The following is a 16,225-nucleotide window of genomic DNA, read 5'->3' as shown; positions in this document are numbered from 1 at the left end:
GGATTCGTTGGTGGGGGCCTCCGCCGGGCCCTGCGAAGGAGGGGAAGCCCCAACCCCCCCGGCCGCGCCGACCCCCCCCCCCCCCCCCCCCAACACTCCGCATCAAGGCCCCTGCACGTGCTGCAGGACCACCTTGGCCAGACCTTCGTAATCACCTTCAAAATGGTGATCGCCAGGCAGCTTGATCAGTTGTGCGCTACCGGCCGGCAGCTTCGGGCACAGCGCATCTTCATCGTCGGCACCATAGATGCACAGCGTGCGATCAGCCACCAGGCGGCGCATTTCCGGCGCAATCGGCAACCCATCATCGCCGCCACTGGAGATCCAGTTGCTGACATGGAACTCGTAGTCGGCACGCTCCCCCACCGACATCAGCGCGGTCATGGCCAGCATCTGTGCGCTCGCCCGCGGCAGCTTGTTGATGGCCGCGGGCAAGACATCGGCCCCCTGCGAGAAGCCAATCAGCATCAGTTTCGGCCGTTGCCAATGGTTGGCGTAATAGCGCGCGATGCGATCCAGGTCGGCGGCGAATCCTGCCGGCGTGCGCTCGCTCCAGAAGTAGCGCAGCGAATCCACGCCCACCACCGGAATCCCGGCCTTTGCCAGGGCGCCAGCCACGTCCTTGTCCAGTCCAGCCCAGCCACCATCACCAGAGACAAACACCGCGAAGGTATCGCCCTGCCCGCTGGCCGGCACCTCCACCAGCGGCAGCCCATCCAGGTCCTGTGGCACGGCCGGCAGGCTGATACCCCGCTGCGCACCCAGCACCCGCGCAGCCGCTACTTCACCGGGCAAGGCACTGCCCTGGCGGGTACGTGCGAACTGCCGCGCCCACGGCACCGCATCGGTGAACGCCGTCACTGCCGTCGCCGCACATGCCTGCTGCTTGCCCGCCGCCGCGTTCAACCAGGGAAAGTGCAACGGCTGCGGCAACAGCACCCGGCCCTTGATGGCATCGCCACAGGTCATCGTCGCGTTGCGCAGCTGCGGGCAGAAGCCATCGGTCAGCAATCCGGCGAACACGCCCGGGTCTGCCTGGCTCGCGACCGCATAGGCCAATGCCGCACCAGACCCCTCACCGCCGAGGATGGGCAGGCGATAGGTCGGTACGTGGTAATAGGCCTGCACGTAGCGCGAGAAGTTCTCCACATCGCCGGCGGAGAAACCACAGCTGCCACCTTCCCTGGCCAGCACCTGGTACAGGTGCGGGGTGTCGATATCCACCACCAGCGCGCCGTCATCGCGCAGTGCCTGCAGGCGCGCCACGTGCCCGGTGGAGGCGGCTGCATCGCCAAACCACAGCACCACGCGTTGTGCCGGCAAGTCGGGCAGCAGCACCGGTACATGCTGGAAACGACCGTGGCTGACCTGCTCGGCTGCCATTGCCGGCGCCGCCCACAGGCTCATTGCCAGCACCCACATTCCCCACATCACACGTGCCATGTCCAGGCCTCAAGAACGGTTCTGCAAAGCCTACGCCCGTGGCAGGCGGAATGATGTCGAAACCGCCGGTTCAGGCCTGCGCTTCTGGATGGCGTTCAAGCCATTCGGCCAGCCGCTGCCGGTAGAGCAGCAGCTCATCGGTATACAGATCCAGCACGCACAACGGGCAGCCGCTGCCACAGCATTCGTTGGGACCCGGTGCCTCCGGCGGTTGCGGGCGGGGGTCAGGATCGGGAGTTGCGGGAGCTTGGACGGGCAATTCGTTCATTACAGCGGCCGACTAGGCCCAATCAGCAACAGGACAGACTGCATTTTAGCCAAAGCCAGGCATCAGTCCGTGGCCCGGTGCAGGTTGGCACGCGCCGCCGCGTCGTAGCGTTCATGGAAGAAATCACTGAAGAAGATGCGTGGCTGCGCCAGCAGCTTCTTCAGGAACCGGCGCCGGTTGAGCCGGAACAGGAAACCCGGCACCTTGCCCAGGTATTCCTCGGCAATGCCACGGTCATAGGCATCAAACACCGCATCCGGCGCCCCCAGGATCGCCATGTCGCTGTCCAGGAACAACGCAGCGTCGGCATCCAGTCCCTCGCCATCCAGGCTGCCATGGCGCGCCGTCAGTTCAATCAGCGCCATCACCCGGGCCACATCCACTTCGGCATCCGGCAGCCAACGTTCGATACCGGACGCGGCAAGCTGCGCCGAGCGTGCCTCGTTGTCGCCGCGCCCCGCCTCGTAGATGGCATCGTGGTAAAGCACCGCCAACAGCACTTCCAACGGCTGCTGCCAGCCGGGGCCAGCGGCGACATCACGGTAGTGCTGCAGCAGCGCCTGTACATGGCCAAAGTTGTGATACGCACGCGGCGGCTGCGCGTAGGCGGTTTTCAGCTCGGCCAACAGCGGCGGCGGCAGGGTCTGCAGCAAGTCGTTCATGGCCGCATCTTGGCATGAAGCCAGGACTTGGAAAGGCCCATCATCAATCGGGGAGCCGCGGATTGCACCGCGGACGGCAGCCCCCGGCTCAGCCCAGTTGCCAGCGACCTTCGATCTGGTAACGGCCTTGGCCGAGGAAACTGCGCACCAACACGAATTCCCGCACGAACCAGCGCAGCGGCTGTACCGGCTGGATCGGCAGGCGGCGGCGGTCGTACAGCAGGGTCATATGCGGGGTGAAGCGCGGATCCAGCTTGCCACCCACGCCCTGCAGGCAGCGCGCCAGCTCTTCGTGCAGGCCATTCAACAACTCCGCGCCGTACTCGCTGCGCAGCACGAAGGGGTTCTTCACGCCGCCGGCAAAGCTGCCCACCTGATCAAAGCAGACCTCGAACTCGGGCATGCGCACCCGTGCCGCAGCCTGGCGCACCTTGGGCAGCAGGCTCGGCGGCAGGCCGGCGTAGTCGCCCAGGTGATGCAGGGTGACATGCAGGCGTTCGGGGGCCAGCGGCTGCCCGATCAGGCCATGTTCCTCGCGCAGACCGTCAGCCAGCTCCGCCACGCGCTCGGCCGTCATCGGGTCCGGCATCACGGCAAAGAATAGGCGCTCGGTTGGAATATCGCTGCCCAGGCCCAGTGACATCTGGGCCTCGGTGGAGGAAAGCTGCTTCGTCATGGTCTGGTATCGAAAGCCGGCCGACTTGCCCGCTCCGTTGCGGCGGCCACTACTGTCTGGGCCGCGGATACTAGCAGACCCCGCCGGTCACGGCCCGGCCATGGTGAAAATTTCATCACCACTTGCCGAGCCACGCCCTGCAAGGGCTGCCAGCAGTTATCCACATGTTTGCACGGCGCTGGTCCACACCTGCTGTGGATTTGTGCCGGCACTGCTCCCATGCCCCCGCAACAGGCCTACACTGGGCAGGCCGCAGCAAACTCCGGGTGATCGCCATGATCGGTTGGAATGCGTTAGTCCTGCTCGCCGCCAGCAGCGTGGCCTTTGCCGCGCCACCGCCAACACCGGCCCCGGTACCGACCCCGGCGCAGGTGATGGCGATTCCGCCGGAGATACGCGCGCAGCTGCAGGAGCGGGTCATCAAGGTGGCCAATTCCCCCGAACAGCGCCTGCACCTGCTGGTTGAACTGGTGTTCCGCCCAGAGGGACTGGGCCTGGAATACGACACCGAAGCCACCCTCACCGTGGCCGAGACCTGGCAGCAACGGCGCGCCAATTGCCTGTCATTCACCCTGTTGTTCGTCGCCCTGGCCCGCGAGATCGGCCTGGAGGCACGCATGCAGGAGGTGGGCCAGGTGGTGTCCTGGTACCAGGACCAGGGGCTGATCTTCAACGCCGGCCACGTCAATGTCGGCATGCGCGTGGATGGCCGCCAGGCGACCCTGGACCTGGACAGCAACGTGCTGTACGACCGTCGCGGCCCACAGCCGATCAATGACAGCCGCGCCCTCGCCCATTTCTACAACAACCGGGGGGCCGAGCAGCTGGCCGCGCACGACTACGCCAGCGCGCGCGCCTATTTCGACGCGGCATTGCGGATGGATCCGCTGTTTGTGCCGGCATGGAGCAACCTGGGCGTACTCGAGTCGCGCGAAAACGACCTCGATGCCTCCGCCAGGGACCTGGAAACCGCATTGTCGATCAACCGCTTCCACGCCCCCGCCCTGCACAACGCCACCAAGCTCTACCAGCGCATGGGCGACACCCGCCGGGTGGCGCAGATGCAGTCACGACTGGAGCAGGTGCGCAAGCGCGACCCCTTCTACCAGTTCATGCAAGGCACCACCGCCGAGCGTGACGGCAACTACGTGCTGGCGGCGCACTATTACCGGGAAGCCGTGCGGCTCTACGGCAACGCCCATCAATTCCACTTCGGCCTGGCCCGGGCGTATTTCCTGAGCGGCGACAATCGCCTGGCCATGCGCGAGATGAAGCGCGCCCGCGACCTCGGCGGCGATCCGATGAGAGCGGTTTACCAGAGCAAGCTCGATGGCATCCGCCGGCTCGAAGCGCGCCATGCGGCGCGCTGATCGCGCACCGCCGGCGGCCTGGGCAATCCGGCTCAGGCCTTGCGCAGGAAGCAGGTCTTCAATACCAGGCCCTTGATCTTTTCCGAGTTGCCTTCGATGTGCTCGGCATCGTCCTCGACCAGGCGGATGTTGCGGATCACCGTGCCCTGCTTGAGTGGAATCGATGAACCCTTGACCTTCAGGTCCTTGATCACGGTGACGGTGTCGCCTGCCGCCAATACGTTGCCGTTGCTGTCGCGGACCACCAGCGTCGACTCCGCCGCTTCACCAGCGGTCCACTCATGGCCGCAATCGGCGCAGATCCACAGCGCGCCGTCGGCGTAGACATTCTCCAGCGAACACTGCGGGCAGGAAGTAACAGACATGGGGGACTCCCGTACATTGAATAACCCCGCATTGTAGCCGCTCAGCTCCGCGTCACTCACGCCATCGCCACGCACACGGAAGGAAAGTGCCAGCGCGGCAAGCGATGTCGCGCTGCCAGGACATCCCATGGCGAAAGACAGCGGCTCCCGATTCGTCATCCTCGTGGCACTGGCCGGCAACCTGGGCATTGCGGTGGCCAAGTTCATCGCGGCCGGCATTTCCGGCAGCTCGGCCATGCTCAGCGAAGGCGTGCATTCACTGGTGGACACCACCAATGAAATCCTGCTGCTGCATGGGCTGAACCGCGCCAGGCAACCACCCGACCGCGCCCATCCGCTCGGTCATGGCCGTGAACTCTATTTCTGGAGCTTCATCGTCGCGGTTCTGGTCTTTGCGATGGGTGCAGGCGTTTCGCTCTACCAGGGCATCATCCACCTGCGCGACCCGGAGCCCGTCGCCAACCCCGGCATCGCCTACATCGTGCTCGGTGTCTCGCTATTGTTCGAAGGCAGCTCATGATGGGTAGCGCTGCGCGAGTTCCGCATCGGCAAGGGCCATCATGGCTATTTCGAAGCCTTCCGGCGCAGCAAGGACCCGAGCACCTTCACCGTATTGCTGGAGGACAGCGCCGCCCTGCTCGGCCTGTTGATCGCCTTGGCCGGGTTGATCGGCGCGCAGTGCTTGCAGATGCCGGAACTGGATGCACTGGCCTCGATCGGCATCGCACTGGTGCTGGCCGTGGCCGCCTTCCTGCTGGCGCGGGAAACCAAGGGTCTGCTGATCGGCGAACCGGCCCATCCTGAATTGGGCGAGGCCCTGCTGCAGCTGGCGGCGGCCGACCCGGACATCGAGAACGCCAACGGCATCCTGACCGTCCAGGTCGGCCCCAATCAGGTACTGGCAACACTCAGTGCGGCCTTCGACGACCGCTGCACCACGCCGCAGATCGAAGCCTGCGTGGCCCGCATCGAACAGGCCGCGCGCCTGCGCCACCCGGAGATCGTGGCGCTGTTCGTCAAACCGCAGACGCCGCAGGCCTGGCAGGCGCGGTTGGCCGCGCTGGAGCCACAAGCAGCCAACAACGGGTGAAGCCAGCGTCGCGGCGGCGTAGTAAAGTGCGCGGCCGATTCAGCAGCAAGACGCGCAGGCACCATGAAACTCGGTATCGACTTTGGCACCAGCAACTCGGCCGCCGCCGCCCACATCGACGGCAAGGTGGTTCCGGTCAGTTTTGGTGAAGCCCAGCAGTTCCGCACCACGGTGTACTTCCCCGAGGTAATGCGCGACCCCAACGATTTCGAACTGACCCCGGCACTCGAAGCGCAGGTCGATGAGCTGATCGAATCCGGCCGCCGCGACGCCCGCGCGGTCGGCAACACGCGCAGCCATGAACAGCTGCGCAGCGACGCCATCCGCGTGGTGCGCCGGCAGTGGATGGAAGAACGCATCCGCGAACCGCGCAGCTCCACCACCCTGCTGCAGAACGCGGTCTATGGCGACGAAGCGCTGGAGGCCTATTTCGAGGAGAACGAAGGCAACCTGGTGCAGAGCCCGAAGTCGATGCTGGGCTACAACCTGCATCCGCGTGCCAAGCAGACCATCACCGGCATCGCCACCCATATCCTCGAACACATCCGCCTGACCGCCTCGCGCCAATTGCGCTGCAATGTGCGCAGCGCCCTGCTCGGTCGGCCCGTGCAGTTCCGCAGCTCGATTGGCGCGGCCGGCAACGAGCAGGCGCTGGACATCCTGCGCAGCGCGGCGATGGCAGCAGGCTTTGACGAGGTGGATTTCCTCGAGGAGCCGGCAGCGGCGGCCATGCATTACCACGCAGTCAGCAGCGAGCGCCACGAAGCGGTGATCGTCGACGTCGGCGGCGGTACCACCGACATCGCCCACGCCAGCGTTGGCGGCAACGCCGCGCCGCAGATCCATCGCGCCTGGGGTATTGCCCGTGGCGGTACCGATATCGACCTGGCGCTGAGCCTGGCCGGCTATATGCCACTGTTCGGGCGCGGCATCACCCGCGTGCCCGCGCACCACTACGTGGAGGCGGCGATGGTGCAGGAGATGACCCGCCAGCGTGATTTCCGCCAGCACAATTACGACGCGGTGGAACTGCCCTATGGCCTGCGCCTGCAGGCGCTGCAGGACACCGGCAATACCGCGCGCCTGTACCGCGCGGTGGAACAGTGCAAGATCAGCTTGAGCAGCCAAGCCCGCCACAACAGCGTGCTGGATTTCATCGAAACCGGACTGTTCGTCGACATCGACGCACCGCATCTGACGGCGGCCGCCGGTGCTTATCTGGGCGAGCTGGAGACCTTGCTGCAGCAGGTGCGTGCCGATATCGGCCACGACCCGGCGGCGGTGTTCCTGACCGGTGGCATGTCGCGCGCCGGTTACATCCAGCAAGCAGCGGCAGCGGCATTCCCGACTGCCAGGCTGGTGCACGGCGACCCATCGTTCGGCGTGGTGCAGGGCTTGGCGCTGGCGGCAACAACCAGGGCGGTCGTAGGAGCTGCGTAAGCCGGGAAGCTGGGGCTCCAGAAACCCAGAAGCTCTACCCCTCCCCAACCCTCCCCTTTGCTGCGCAAAAGGGAGGGAGCAAAAGCGTCCCTCCCCAACCCTCCCCTTGCCTATGACAAAGGGAGGGAGTGAATCAACGATCCAGACTCACCCGCACGCTGCCCGAATGCGACTGGATCGAAATATCACCGTCGCCGCCGCCAATCCGCGCGTCCAGGTTCTTGCCCGGCCCGTAACGCGGGCTCTCCACCTGGCCTACGTCGGAGCGGATGCTGCCGCTGAAGGTGCTGACCTTGAGCTGCGCCGAGGTATTGGCCGGCAAGCCGAGTGATACCGAGCCACTCACCGTCTCCAGATTGACCCGGCCACCCGGCTGCAGGCCCGCACTGCGCACGCCCACGCTGCCGGATACCGACTCGGCACTGAGCCGCTGCACCTTGGCCAGGTCCAGGGTGATACCGCCAGACACAGTATTGGCCGAGACCTCACCGCCGCTGGCACCGGCCGCATTGATGCCACCGCTGACTGTCCGCGTCTCCAGGCGCGACGTCTGCAGCTGCGAGCGGATCGCGCCGCTGACCGTGGTCAATTCCGCCTCACCAGCACGCCCATTGGCGGTGATGCTGCCGCTGACGGTGGAGCTCTGCAGACGACGCAGGTCCACATCCGCGACATCCACGCCCGCACTCACGGTACTGGTCTGCAACTGCGCGGCGCGCGGCACCCGCAGTTCCAGCACCGCACCGCGACTGCTGTGGCTGTTCTGCGGGTAAACCACTTTCAACGCCACCCGATTGGCACTGCTTTCTACTTCGAGCCGCTGGCCCTCGCCCAGTGAGCCGGTCAGCTGTACTTCGTTGCGGTCCCAGCCACGCACGGTGACCGAGCCGGCCACATTGCTCAGCTCCACGCGGCCGCCGCTGGACAAGGGCAGGTTACGGTTGACCGCGGTCTGCGCGAACGCGCTGGTCAATGGGGCCAACAGCAGTGCGGTGGCGATCAGATGGCGCATACAAGCTTTCATCAGGTGCTCCTTCATGTCGAAAGTCCGGTCGGGTTCACGCCCTTGCGGGTAAGTTCAAGCCGCAGCGCATAGGTGCGCTGCAACTGGCCAAGCAGAAAGGCGGCATCGGGACTTTGCGCGATGGCGCTGCGGATGCTGCCAGCGCTTTCGTCCAGCTCGCGCAGGGCCGGCTGCAGCTCGGCCGCCACGTCCTGCTGTGGCAGCGTGGCCATCGCCTGCCGGTATTGGTAGGTGATCGTATTGGCCTGATGCTGCAGGGACGATTCCTCGACCGCCACGGCTGCCGGTGGCTGCTGCGGCAACCACAGAACCCCCGCTCCCGCGACCAGCGCCACGACCACCGCGGCTGCGGCATAGCGCGGCCAGCGCCGCTGCATGCGCCTTGGGGCCGCTGCGTTCAGCGCCGGGGCGACAGGGGCCTGCTGGAAACGGGGTGTCTGCTCCAGCTCTGCGGCAATGCGCTGCCAGACGGCCGCCGGTGCCACCCGTTCGGATGGCAGGCCGCGTAAACGTTGGGCCAACGCATCATCGTGATCGTCGTCGTGAATATTCATCCTGCGTCTCCAAGCCGCGTGCGCAGCAAGCTGCGCGCGCGATGCAACTGTGCCTTGGAGCTGCCGACAGCCATCTGCAGTTCCACGGCGATTTCCTGGTGTTTCCAGCCCTCGATGTCATGCAGCACCAGCACTGCACGGGCGCGCGGCGGCAGCGTAAGCAGCGCGCGCTCCAGATCCATGCCCGTGGCATGGCAACGCGGCGTGTCAGCCATTTCGGCCAACAGGTCCATCCCTGATTCCCCGATGTCGAGCGATTCAAACGTGGTTGCCCGCAACTCCATCAAGGCCGTATTCACCGCCAACCGGTGCAACCAGGTGGACAATGCGCTCTCGAAGCGAAACTGCGGCAGCTTGCGCCAGGCCTGGATGAAGGTCTCCTGCAGCACATCCTCGGCACGCGCGGCGTTGCCGCCACACAGCCGCCACAGCAAGGCGTACAGCCGCGGTGAATGACGCCGGTAGATGCGCTCATAGGCGCGGGTGTCGCCGTCCGCGGCGGCACGGGCCAACGCAGCGTCATCCACGGCGGGCGGTGAGGGAGCAGTGGCAGTCACGGTGGCGTCGAGCATATCCATTGGATGCGGCAAGCAGGAAAAAGGTTTAAACCCGAATCAGGTTTTGCCAAAGCGGCCGGCAAGTGCGCCTCGACTGGCAGCAAGCGCCGCACTGGCCGACAATCGCCGCTCGCCAAACCGTTGCCGCCCCATGTTGCGTACCCCCGCCCTGCTGCTTTGCGCCGCCCTTGCCCTGGCCGGCTGCACCAGCGCCCCGCTCGCCATCGAAACGCCTGCCAGCACCTCACGCATGCCCCAGCAAGCACTGGCGCCGGTGATCCTGATTTCCATCGATGGTTTCCGCAACGACTACCTGGAGCGCAACCAGACCCCGAACCTGGCAGCCATGGTGGCCGGCGGCGCCCGTGCCGAGTACATGCGCCCGTCGTATCCATCGATCACCTTCCCCAACCACTACACCCTGGTCACCGGCCTGCGCCCGGACCACCACGGGGTGATCGCCAACTTCATGACCGACCCGACCATCCCCGGCGTGCGCTTCAGCATGTTCGACCCGGCCACGGTCCGCGACGAGCGCTGGTGGGACGATGGCAAGCCGCTGTGGACCAGCATCCGTGAACAGGGCGGCCGCGCCGCGGCGATGTTCTGGGTCGGCTCGGAGGCGCCGGTACACGGTGCACGGCCCGAGTTCTGGCGCCCCTTCGACATACAGGTAAGCTCACGACAACGGGTCAACCAGGTGCTGGAATGGCTGGCGCTGCCCGCAGCGCAACGCCCGCACTTCATCACCCTGTACTTCGACAAGGTCGACACCATGGGCCATCGTCATGGCCCCGACTCCGCCGAACTCAATGCCGCGCTTGGCGAAGTGGATGCGGCAATTGGCAACCTGCTCAGCGGCATCCGTGCGCAGGGGCTGCAGCAGAAGATCAACATCGTGGTGGCCTCCGACCACGGCATGACCGCCACCGGCCCCGACAAGCAGGTCTTTCTCGACGACATCGTCGATGTCGGCAGGCTGGATTTCGGCTGGACCGGCGCCTACGCCTCGTTCAACGCCCTTCCCGGTGGTGAAGCGGCCGCGCAACAGCTGCTGGACGGCAGTTACCCGCACATCCAGTGCATGACCCGCGAGCAGATCCCCGCCCGCTTCGAGTACGGGCATCACCGCCGCGTACCCGCCTACATCTGCACCGCCGAACTGGGCTGGCAGGTCACTACCCGCCAGGCCGAGAAGCGCAAGAACCACGAACTGCTGGGCGAGCATGGCTATGACAACACCTTGCCCGACATGTATTCACCCTTCATCGGCTATGGTCCAGCCTTCGTCCCCGGCGTGACCATCGCGCCGATCGACAATGTGGACATCTATCCGTTGCTGGCCCGTTTGTTGAACATCATCCCCGCCCGCAACGATGGCGATCCCCGCCATACCGATGCCGCACTGAAGCACTGACGCACTGACGCACCGCAAGGAAACCGCATGAAGCATTACCTACCCGCCTCGCTGCAGCAATGGATTGATCCGATCAACACCGGCCTGGGCATCCTGCTGATCCTGGTCGTGGCCTGGCTGCTGCGCCTGCTCACCCGGCGCCTGTTGGCGCGCCTGGGCCGTCACTACACGCTGCCGGCGCAGATCGAAATGGCAATCCGGCGACTGTCGAACTTCATCATCGGCACGGTGGCGCTGGTTGCCATCCTGCAGGCCCTGAACGTGCAGGCCAGCGTGCTGTGGACGGCGTTCACCGGCTTTGCCGCGGTCGGCGCGGTGGCGTTCTTCGCCGCCTGGAGCGTGCTGTCCAACATTTTCTGCACCTTCCTGATCTTCACCACCCGCCCGTTCCGTCTGGGCGACCAGATCGAGCTGCTGGAGAACGGTGAAAAGCCCGGCCTGAAGGGCGTCGTCACCGACATCAACCTGATCTACACCACCCTGCACGAGGTCGGTGGCCCGGTCGATGGCACCTTGATGCAGATTCCCAACAGCCTGTTCTTCCAGCGTGGCCTGCGTCGCTGGCGTGGTGGTGACGCCGCTGCAAGCACGCTGCAGGGAGATGGCTGAGCACTTCGGCCCTGCAAAGCGGGCTTCCCTACCTGCTCCAGGGCCGCTGGCAAGACCGCGGCCACGGCTGGCCCTGCTCCCGATCTGCAGAGCCCCGGCGGGCGCCGTGATCCACAGCGTTCTGCTCGCGTCCACCCGGCGCGTGCGAAAATTGCCTGCATTGAGCGACCGGCCCGGTCGCAGACCCGCTCGCAATGTCCGTCTCTCCCGATACTTCATGCCCTGCCCCGCAGGCAGGCGATGCTTTTGCCGTTGCCGGACACCAGCCGCCACGCTCCGACCGCCAACGCTGGCTCAGTGTCATCGCCCTGGCGCTGGCCGCCTTCGTCTTCAATACCAGCGAATTCGTCCCGGTCGGCCTGCTCAGTGACATCGGCGCCGATTTCGGCAAGCCGATCGAACATGTCGGCCTGATGCTGACGATCTACGCCTGGGTGGTGGCGCTGACCTCGCTGCCGTGCATGTTGCTGACCCGCAGCTTCGACCGGCGCAGATTGCTGCTGGGCGTGTTTGCACTGTTCATTCTCAGCCATGTGTTGTCAGCGCTGGCCTGGAGCTATCCGGTCCTGATGGCCAGCCGGATAGGCATTGCATTGGCGCATGCCGTGTTCTGGTCGATCACCGCCTCGCTGGCAGTGCGGGTGGCACCGGCGGACAAGCGCCCGCAGGCCCTGGGCCTGCTGGCCACCGGCACCTCGGTGGCGATGGTGCTGGGCATCCCCTTGGGCCGCATCGTCGGCGAACTGCTGGGCTGGCGCGTCACCTTCATGGCCATCGGCGGCGTCGCCCTGCTGGTGATGCTGGTACTGGCACGCCTGCTGCCAGCTCTGCCCAGCCAGAACAGCGGTTCGGCCAGCAGCGTTCCCTTGCTGTTGCGGCGCCCCGCATTGATGGCCTTGTACCTGCTGGTGATGACGGTGGTATCGGCACAGTTCACCGGCTACAGCTACATCGAACCGTTCGTGCAGAAGATCGGCGGCTTCGATGCGCATGTGACGACGTGGGTCTTGCTGTTGTTCGGCGGCATGGGCTTCATCGGCAGCCTGCTGTTTTCGCGCTACGGCCTGCGCTGGCCGCGTGGCTTCCTGCTGGCGGCCATCGGCGTACTGGCCGCCAGCCTGTTGTTGCTGCGAACTGGCCTGCACAGCAGCTGGCTGCTGTACGCACTGGTTTCGGTCTGGGGCGTGGCGATGATCAGCTTCGCTTTGTCGATGCAGTCCAAGGTCCTGAACCTGGCCGCCGACGCCACCGACGTGGCGATGGCCTTGTTCTCGGGCATTTTCAACATCGGCATTGGCGCGGGCGCGTTGATCGGCAGCCAGGTCAGCCTGCAGCTGGGCATGCAACACATCGGCCTGGTCGGCGGCCTGATCGCCACGGCTGGCTGGCTGTGGTGCCTGTTCGCGATGCTGCGCTGGAGCGGAAGCTTCCGTCTGGGCGGCACGACGCACTGAGCTGCCGCCAGCGCACAGGTTTACAGCGTGGCGGCTGCAGGTATGCTTCCGTCCACGCCGCTGCTTCCGGGGGCGCTACGGGGGAAGTACGTGGATCAGGACATCACTTTGCGTGACGCCAACCTCGCCGATGCAGAGGCACTGAGCGCGCTGGTCACCCCGTTGGCGCGACACCTTCTGGACGCCGACAGCGGTGCCAGCGCACATGCGTTCCTGGCCTCGCTGACTCCCGCCAGCTTCACCGATCGCCTGGTCGACAAGGAGTTCGCGCATTACGTGATTGAGGATGCAGGTGCACTTGTCGGCATGATCGCGATGCGCGGCGACAGCCACATCCATCATCTGTTCGTGAGCCGCAGCAGCCGCCAGCGCGGCATCGCGCGGCGGCTGTGGGAGCATGCACTGCGCATACACGGCCGCCGCGAGTACACGGTCAACTCGTCCGAGATCGCAGTGCCGGTGTATGAGCGGTTTGGCTTTGTCAGCAAGGCTGCGCCGCAGACGGTGAAGGGCGTGCGCTTTGTGTTGATGGAGCGACCGCGATTGGTGCCACGCGTTGTGCAGAAGCAGTACTTGAACGCCGTGCTGCCCGGTCCAGGAAAAAGCTGAGTTTTTGGGCTTTGGGCTTTTGCTTTTTTGCCGTCATCCTCGCGAAGGCGGGGATCGCTCCGGTTCTGGCTCCAGCCTTGGCCTTCGGCATTGATTCGGACCGGAATTACCGCGTAACTCCAAAGCGCAAGCAAATACAGAGCGATCCCCGCCTTCGCGAGGATAACGAGCAAGAGCAAGGCTAAAACAACAGCCAAAGCCGCAAACCACAGCGACGACCACAACAGGCACAGACACAGCCATCGTTCCTAGCGCAGCTGGCTATCCTTGCTGCCGCGCCGGTTATAGCCGGCAAACGCCTCGTCCTCATCCTGCGCCTGCTGGCAGGCGATGCACAGCCTCACCCCGGGCACGGCCTTGCGCCGCGCCTCGGGAATCGGCGCATCACATTCTTCGCAATGTTCCAGCCCCGGGCCGCTGGGCATGCGGCTGCGCGCACGCTTGATCGCGTCCTCGACGGTGGCGTCAATCTGATCCTGAACGGCGGTGTCGCCCGCCCAACCGGTAGCCATGTCCTGTCTCCACGTACAGCAACACAGGCAAATTGCCGCCTCCCTGGACACAATTCAAGGGCTGGCGGCCAGGCGTACAGCTGCCTGAACAAGTTCCACCGGCGGAGGGCTGGCCGCTCACCACAGGCGTCGGCCCGCGCCAAACCGCGCGAGCACAGCGTTCACCACATCAGGTCGTCAGGCACCTGGAACTGGGCGTAGTACGCATCATCCTCGGCATTGCCAGTGGAAATCGGCGTATCCGCACTCTGGCCGTGGTCGAGGACGATCAGGCTGGCGTCACGCTCACGCACCTTTTCCGCAGCCATGCGCGGCAGCAGTTCGAAACTGTCGCCGTGCCGGGCAATCACCAGCGCACCATTGGCCAGCTGGGTGCGCAGCGCCTCGGTGACCAGCATCGTACGGATCACTGCGCCGTCGTTGAAACGGTATTCCAGCTCACCGGCGCGCGGCAGCTTGCGGTCGGCGATGATCTGTTTGGCCTGCGCGCGCAGCTCTTCGGCGCGACGCTGGGCATTGCGCTCGGCGGCCAGCTGGCGGTCCTTTTCGGCCTTCTCGGCACGGGCGCGATCGGCCTCGCGCTGGCTCTCGGTCGCACTGACCGGGCCCTTGCCGTGGCGCGCCTTGACCTGCTCGCGCGCCACCTGCGAGACCTGCGATTTCTTCACCAGGCCAGCCTTGAGCAGCTGTTCCTGCAGTGGATTACCCTTTGCCATCGTCGTTGTTCATGGTTCTGTTGCCGAGGCTGCCATCATAGCGGCCTGTCCTGTCCCGCCCAAATGCCCATGCTTCCGCTGAAATACCTGAATGGCTATCCCGAACACCTGCAGCAGCGCGCCCGCGAGCTGCTGGACGCGGGCAAGCTGGGCGAAGCGGTCCGCAAGCGCTACGCCGAGCCCAATCCGGTGCGCAACGACCGCCAGCTCTACGACTACGTGCAGGCCATCAAGGAGCGCCACCTGCGCCAGTCGGTGCCGCTGGGCAAGGTGCTGTATGACGGCAAGCTGCAGGTGGTCAAACACGCGCTGGGCACGCATACCGCCATTTCCCGCAACCACGGCGGCAAGCTCAAGGCCAGCCGGGAAATCCGCATTGCCAGCGTGTTCCGCGAGGCCCCGGCCGAGTTCCTGCGGATGATCGTGGTGCATGAGCTGGCGCATATCAAAGAGGCCGACCACAACAAGGCCTTCTACCAGCTGTGCCTGCACATGGAGCCGGATTACCACCAGCTGGAGTTCGACCTGCGCCTGTACCTGACCGCCTTGGAACATGAACCGGCCTGAGCCAGCCATCGCCGCAGTCCCGCCACAGCGCTACACTCCCCGCCCTTCGTAGAACCCATGGCCGCCATGACCACCCCGATCCGTCTCGACAAGCGCGTTGCCGCGCAGCTGCAGTGCTCGCGCTCGCAGGCCCAGCAATACATCGAAGGCGGCTGGATCAGCGTCAACGGCGTGGTCGTGGAAACCCCGCAGACCATGGTCAGCGAGGAAGTCATCACCCTGGCCGCCGAAGGCAGTACCGAAGCCGCTGAAGCAGCCACGTTCCTGATCAACAAGCCGGCCGGCTGTACCGCCGAGCAGCTGTTCGCGCTGCTGGTCGACGAAAACCGCTTTGCCGATGACGCCTCCGGCATCCGTTCGCTACGCCGTCATTTCCAGCGGCTGGACTATCTGATGCCGTTGGATGACAACGCCAGCGGTCTGGTCGTGTTGACCCAGGATTGGCGCGTACGCCGCCACCTGCAGGAATCCGGCCCCAGCCTGGAGCAGGAATTCGTGGTCGAAGTCAGCGGCGAACCCACCCCGTGGGCGATGCCCAGGCTCACCCATGGCCTGATCTACGAAGGCCACAGCCTGCCGCAGGCCAAGGTCAGCTGGCAGAGCGAGCAGCGCCTGCGTTTTGCGATCAAGGACGTGCGCCCGGGCCAATTGCAGTTCATGTGCAGCCAGGTTGGCCTCAAGGCCGAACAGATCCGCCGCCTGCGCATCGGCCGCATCGGCCTGAGCAAGATGCCCGAGGGCCAGTGGCGCTACCTGGCCACCGAGCAGAAGTTCTAGGCCAAGGCCCGCTTGGCCTTGGTGGGAGCGGCGTCAGCCGCGAAGCTGGCGATACATCTGGCCCTGTCTCTTATACACATCTGACGCTGCCGACGCCGGAGAGAGTGTAGATGTC

At 65.4% G+C, this 16,225-nt stretch carries 18 protein-coding genes and 1 pseudogene; 9 read left to right on the top strand and 10 right to left on the bottom strand.

Annotated elements, in window-relative coordinates:
• Window positions 1-102 precede the first annotated feature (102 nt).
• The 4 genes from AC1VXC_RS19620 to thpR all read right to left on the bottom strand — a co-directional run bounded on the left by AC1VXC_RS19620 (window position 103) and on the right by thpR (window position 3,049).
• A complete protein-coding gene (locus AC1VXC_RS19620) occupies window positions 103-1,443 on the bottom strand; it encodes a virulence factor family protein (RefSeq protein WP_482995085.1) in 1,341 nt (446 codons plus the stop codon).
• A 70-nt stretch (window positions 1,444-1,513) separates the two neighbouring features.
• Entirely contained in the window at window positions 1,514-1,711 is a 198-nt protein-coding gene (locus tag AC1VXC_RS19615; RefSeq protein ID WP_313170738.1) for an oxidoreductase-like domain-containing protein, read from the bottom strand.
• A 62-nt stretch (window positions 1,712-1,773) separates the two neighbouring features.
• The gene (locus tag AC1VXC_RS19610) at window positions 1,774-2,373 is read right to left on the bottom strand and encodes an HD domain-containing protein (protein ID WP_481539624.1); all 600 of its coding nucleotides are present in this window, start codon (window positions 2,371-2,373) and stop codon (window positions 1,774-1,776) included.
• An 88-nt stretch (window positions 2,374-2,461) separates the two neighbouring features.
• A complete protein-coding gene (gene thpR, locus AC1VXC_RS19605; RefSeq protein ID WP_313170734.1) occupies window positions 2,462-3,049 on the bottom strand; it encodes an RNA 2',3'-cyclic phosphodiesterase in 588 nt (195 codons plus the stop codon).
• Between the two features lie 275 nt (window positions 3,050-3,324).
• Here thpR and AC1VXC_RS19600 point away from each other — a divergent pair, with 275 nt between their 5' ends.
• The gene (locus tag AC1VXC_RS19600; protein ID WP_481539623.1) at window positions 3,325-4,419 is read left to right on the top strand and encodes a tetratricopeptide repeat protein; all 1,095 of its coding nucleotides are present in this window, start codon (window positions 3,325-3,327) and stop codon (window positions 4,417-4,419) included.
• 32 nt (window positions 4,420-4,451) lie between these two features.
• Here the strand turns inward: AC1VXC_RS19600 and AC1VXC_RS19595 are convergent, their stop codons facing one another.
• Window positions 4,452-4,784 carry a zinc ribbon domain-containing protein YjdM gene (locus tag AC1VXC_RS19595; protein WP_282265415.1) on the bottom strand — a complete coding sequence of 111 codons (333 nt, stop codon included), beginning with the start codon at window positions 4,782-4,784 and terminating at the stop codon, window positions 4,452-4,454.
• 127 nt (window positions 4,785-4,911) lie between these two features.
• On the opposite strand from AC1VXC_RS19595, the pseudogene AC1VXC_RS19590 reads away from it, so the two are divergent.
• A pseudogene (locus tag AC1VXC_RS19590) lies at window positions 4,912-5,874 on the top strand (cation diffusion facilitator family transporter).
• A 63-nt stretch (window positions 5,875-5,937) separates the two neighbouring features.
• Entirely contained in the window at window positions 5,938-7,314 is a 1,377-nt protein-coding gene (locus AC1VXC_RS19585) for an Hsp70 family protein (RefSeq protein ID WP_481539622.1), read from the top strand.
• 133 nt (window positions 7,315-7,447) lie between these two features.
• Here AC1VXC_RS19585 and AC1VXC_RS19580 read toward each other — a convergent pair whose 3' ends face one another.
• Genes AC1VXC_RS19580 through AC1VXC_RS19570 form a run of 3 tightly spaced genes read right to left on the bottom strand, consistent with a single transcriptional unit; the run spans window position 7,448 to window position 9,464 of the window.
• Window positions 7,448-8,338 (bottom strand): DUF4097 family beta strand repeat-containing protein, encoded by an 891-nt coding sequence (locus tag AC1VXC_RS19580; protein ID WP_313170728.1) that lies wholly within the window; start codon window positions 8,336-8,338, stop codon window positions 7,448-7,450.
• An 11-nt stretch (window positions 8,339-8,349) separates the two neighbouring features.
• A complete protein-coding gene (locus AC1VXC_RS19575; RefSeq protein WP_313170726.1) occupies window positions 8,350-8,892 on the bottom strand; it encodes a hypothetical protein in 543 nt (180 codons plus the stop codon).
• A complete protein-coding gene (locus tag AC1VXC_RS19570; protein ID WP_313170779.1) occupies window positions 8,889-9,464 on the bottom strand; it encodes an RNA polymerase sigma factor in 576 nt (191 codons plus the stop codon). Before AC1VXC_RS19570 ends, AC1VXC_RS19575 begins: the two co-directional genes overlap by 4 nt.
• Window positions 9,465-9,600: 136 nt before the next feature.
• Here AC1VXC_RS19570 and AC1VXC_RS19565 point away from each other — a divergent pair, with 136 nt between their 5' ends.
• From AC1VXC_RS19565 to AC1VXC_RS19550, 4 genes are all read left to right on the top strand, one after another.
• Window positions 9,601-10,866 (top strand): alkaline phosphatase family protein, encoded by a 1,266-nt coding sequence (locus AC1VXC_RS19565; RefSeq protein WP_481539621.1) that lies wholly within the window; start codon window positions 9,601-9,603, stop codon window positions 10,864-10,866.
• Window positions 10,867-10,893: 27 nt separating this feature from the next.
• The gene (locus AC1VXC_RS19560; protein WP_313170722.1) at window positions 10,894-11,475 is read left to right on the top strand and encodes a mechanosensitive ion channel domain-containing protein; all 582 of its coding nucleotides are present in this window, start codon (window positions 10,894-10,896) and stop codon (window positions 11,473-11,475) included.
• A gap of 194 nt (window positions 11,476-11,669) precedes the next feature.
• A complete protein-coding gene (locus AC1VXC_RS19555; RefSeq protein WP_481539620.1) occupies window positions 11,670-12,929 on the top strand; it encodes a sugar transporter in 1,260 nt (419 codons plus the stop codon).
• Window positions 12,930-13,019: 90 nt separating this feature from the next.
• Window positions 13,020-13,538 carry a GNAT family N-acetyltransferase gene (locus AC1VXC_RS19550; RefSeq protein WP_313170718.1) on the top strand — a complete coding sequence of 173 codons (519 nt, stop codon included), beginning with the start codon at window positions 13,020-13,022 and terminating at the stop codon, window positions 13,536-13,538.
• Between the two features lie 248 nt (window positions 13,539-13,786).
• On the opposite strand, the gene AC1VXC_RS19545 is transcribed toward AC1VXC_RS19550, so the two are convergent.
• Together AC1VXC_RS19545 and AC1VXC_RS19540 are read right to left on the bottom strand one after the other, a co-directional pair.
• Window positions 13,787-14,050 carry a DksA/TraR family C4-type zinc finger protein gene (locus tag AC1VXC_RS19545; protein WP_282265397.1) on the bottom strand — a complete coding sequence of 88 codons (264 nt, stop codon included), beginning with the start codon at window positions 14,048-14,050 and terminating at the stop codon, window positions 13,787-13,789.
• A 161-nt stretch (window positions 14,051-14,211) separates the two neighbouring features.
• A complete protein-coding gene (locus AC1VXC_RS19540) occupies window positions 14,212-14,766 on the bottom strand; it encodes a DUF2058 domain-containing protein (protein ID WP_481539619.1) in 555 nt (184 codons plus the stop codon).
• A gap of 69 nt (window positions 14,767-14,835) precedes the next feature.
• Here AC1VXC_RS19540 and AC1VXC_RS19535 point away from each other — a divergent pair, with 69 nt between their 5' ends.
• Both AC1VXC_RS19535 and AC1VXC_RS19530 read left to right on the top strand, forming a co-directional pair.
• Window positions 14,836-15,333 carry a M48 metallopeptidase family protein gene (locus tag AC1VXC_RS19535; protein ID WP_296246089.1) on the top strand — a complete coding sequence of 166 codons (498 nt, stop codon included), beginning with the start codon at window positions 14,836-14,838 and terminating at the stop codon, window positions 15,331-15,333.
• Window positions 15,334-15,399: 66 nt separating this feature from the next.
• Window positions 15,400-16,110: an rRNA pseudouridine synthase gene (locus AC1VXC_RS19530; RefSeq protein WP_481539618.1), complete on the top strand. Its 711-nt coding sequence runs from the start codon at window positions 15,400-15,402 to the stop codon at window positions 16,108-16,110.
• Window positions 16,111-16,225: the final 115 nt, after the last annotated feature.

It is taken from the genome of Stenotrophomonas sp. STEN033 (assembly GCF_056856655.1).
Note: the sequence above shows the minus strand (reverse complement) of the source record. Positions and strands in the feature narration are given on the sequence as shown.

Excerpts from the sequence above, each read along its gene's own strand:
- AC1VXC_RS19575 (WP_313170726.1), bottom strand. The coding sequence starts at position 8,892 with ATGAATATTCACGACGACGATCACGATGATGCGTTGGCCCAACGTTTA.
- AC1VXC_RS19615 (WP_313170738.1), bottom strand. The coding sequence starts at position 1,711 with ATGAACGAATTGCCCGTCCAAGCTCCCGCAACTCCCGATCCTGACCCC.
- AC1VXC_RS19530 (WP_481539618.1), top strand. The coding sequence starts at position 15,400 with ATGACCACCCCGATCCGTCTCGACAAGCGCGTTGCCGCGCAGCTGCAG.
- AC1VXC_RS19585 (WP_481539622.1), top strand. The coding sequence starts at position 5,938 with ATGAAACTCGGTATCGACTTTGGCACCAGCAACTCGGCCGCCGCCGCC.
- AC1VXC_RS19595 (WP_282265415.1), bottom strand. The coding sequence starts at position 4,784 with ATGTCTGTTACTTCCTGCCCGCAGTGTTCGCTGGAGAATGTCTACGCC.
- AC1VXC_RS19565 (WP_481539621.1), top strand. The coding sequence starts at position 9,601 with ATGTTGCGTACCCCCGCCCTGCTGCTTTGCGCCGCCCTTGCCCTGGCC.
- AC1VXC_RS19555 (WP_481539620.1), top strand. The coding sequence starts at position 11,670 with ATGTCCGTCTCTCCCGATACTTCATGCCCTGCCCCGCAGGCAGGCGAT.
- AC1VXC_RS19535 (WP_296246089.1), top strand. The coding sequence starts at position 14,836 with ATGCTTCCGCTGAAATACCTGAATGGCTATCCCGAACACCTGCAGCAG.
- AC1VXC_RS19545 (WP_282265397.1), bottom strand. The coding sequence starts at position 14,050 with ATGGCTACCGGTTGGGCGGGCGACACCGCCGTTCAGGATCAGATTGAC.
- AC1VXC_RS19540 (WP_481539619.1), bottom strand. The coding sequence starts at position 14,766 with ATGGCAAAGGGTAATCCACTGCAGGAACAGCTGCTCAAGGCTGGCCTG.
- thpR (WP_313170734.1), bottom strand. The coding sequence starts at position 3,049 with ATGACGAAGCAGCTTTCCTCCACCGAGGCCCAGATGTCACTGGGCCTG.
- AC1VXC_RS19610 (WP_481539624.1), bottom strand. The coding sequence starts at position 2,373 with ATGAACGACTTGCTGCAGACCCTGCCGCCGCCGCTGTTGGCCGAGCTG.
- AC1VXC_RS19560 (WP_313170722.1), top strand. The coding sequence starts at position 10,894 with ATGAAGCATTACCTACCCGCCTCGCTGCAGCAATGGATTGATCCGATC.
- AC1VXC_RS19580 (WP_313170728.1), bottom strand. The coding sequence starts at position 8,338 with ATGAAAGCTTGTATGCGCCATCTGATCGCCACCGCACTGCTGTTGGCC.
- AC1VXC_RS19600 (WP_481539623.1), top strand. The coding sequence starts at position 3,325 with ATGATCGGTTGGAATGCGTTAGTCCTGCTCGCCGCCAGCAGCGTGGCC.
- AC1VXC_RS19620 (WP_482995085.1), bottom strand. The coding sequence starts at position 1,443 with ATGGCACGTGTGATGTGGGGAATGTGGGTGCTGGCAATGAGCCTGTGG.
- AC1VXC_RS19570 (WP_313170779.1), bottom strand. The coding sequence starts at position 9,464 with ATGCTCGACGCCACCGTGACTGCCACTGCTCCCTCACCGCCCGCCGTG.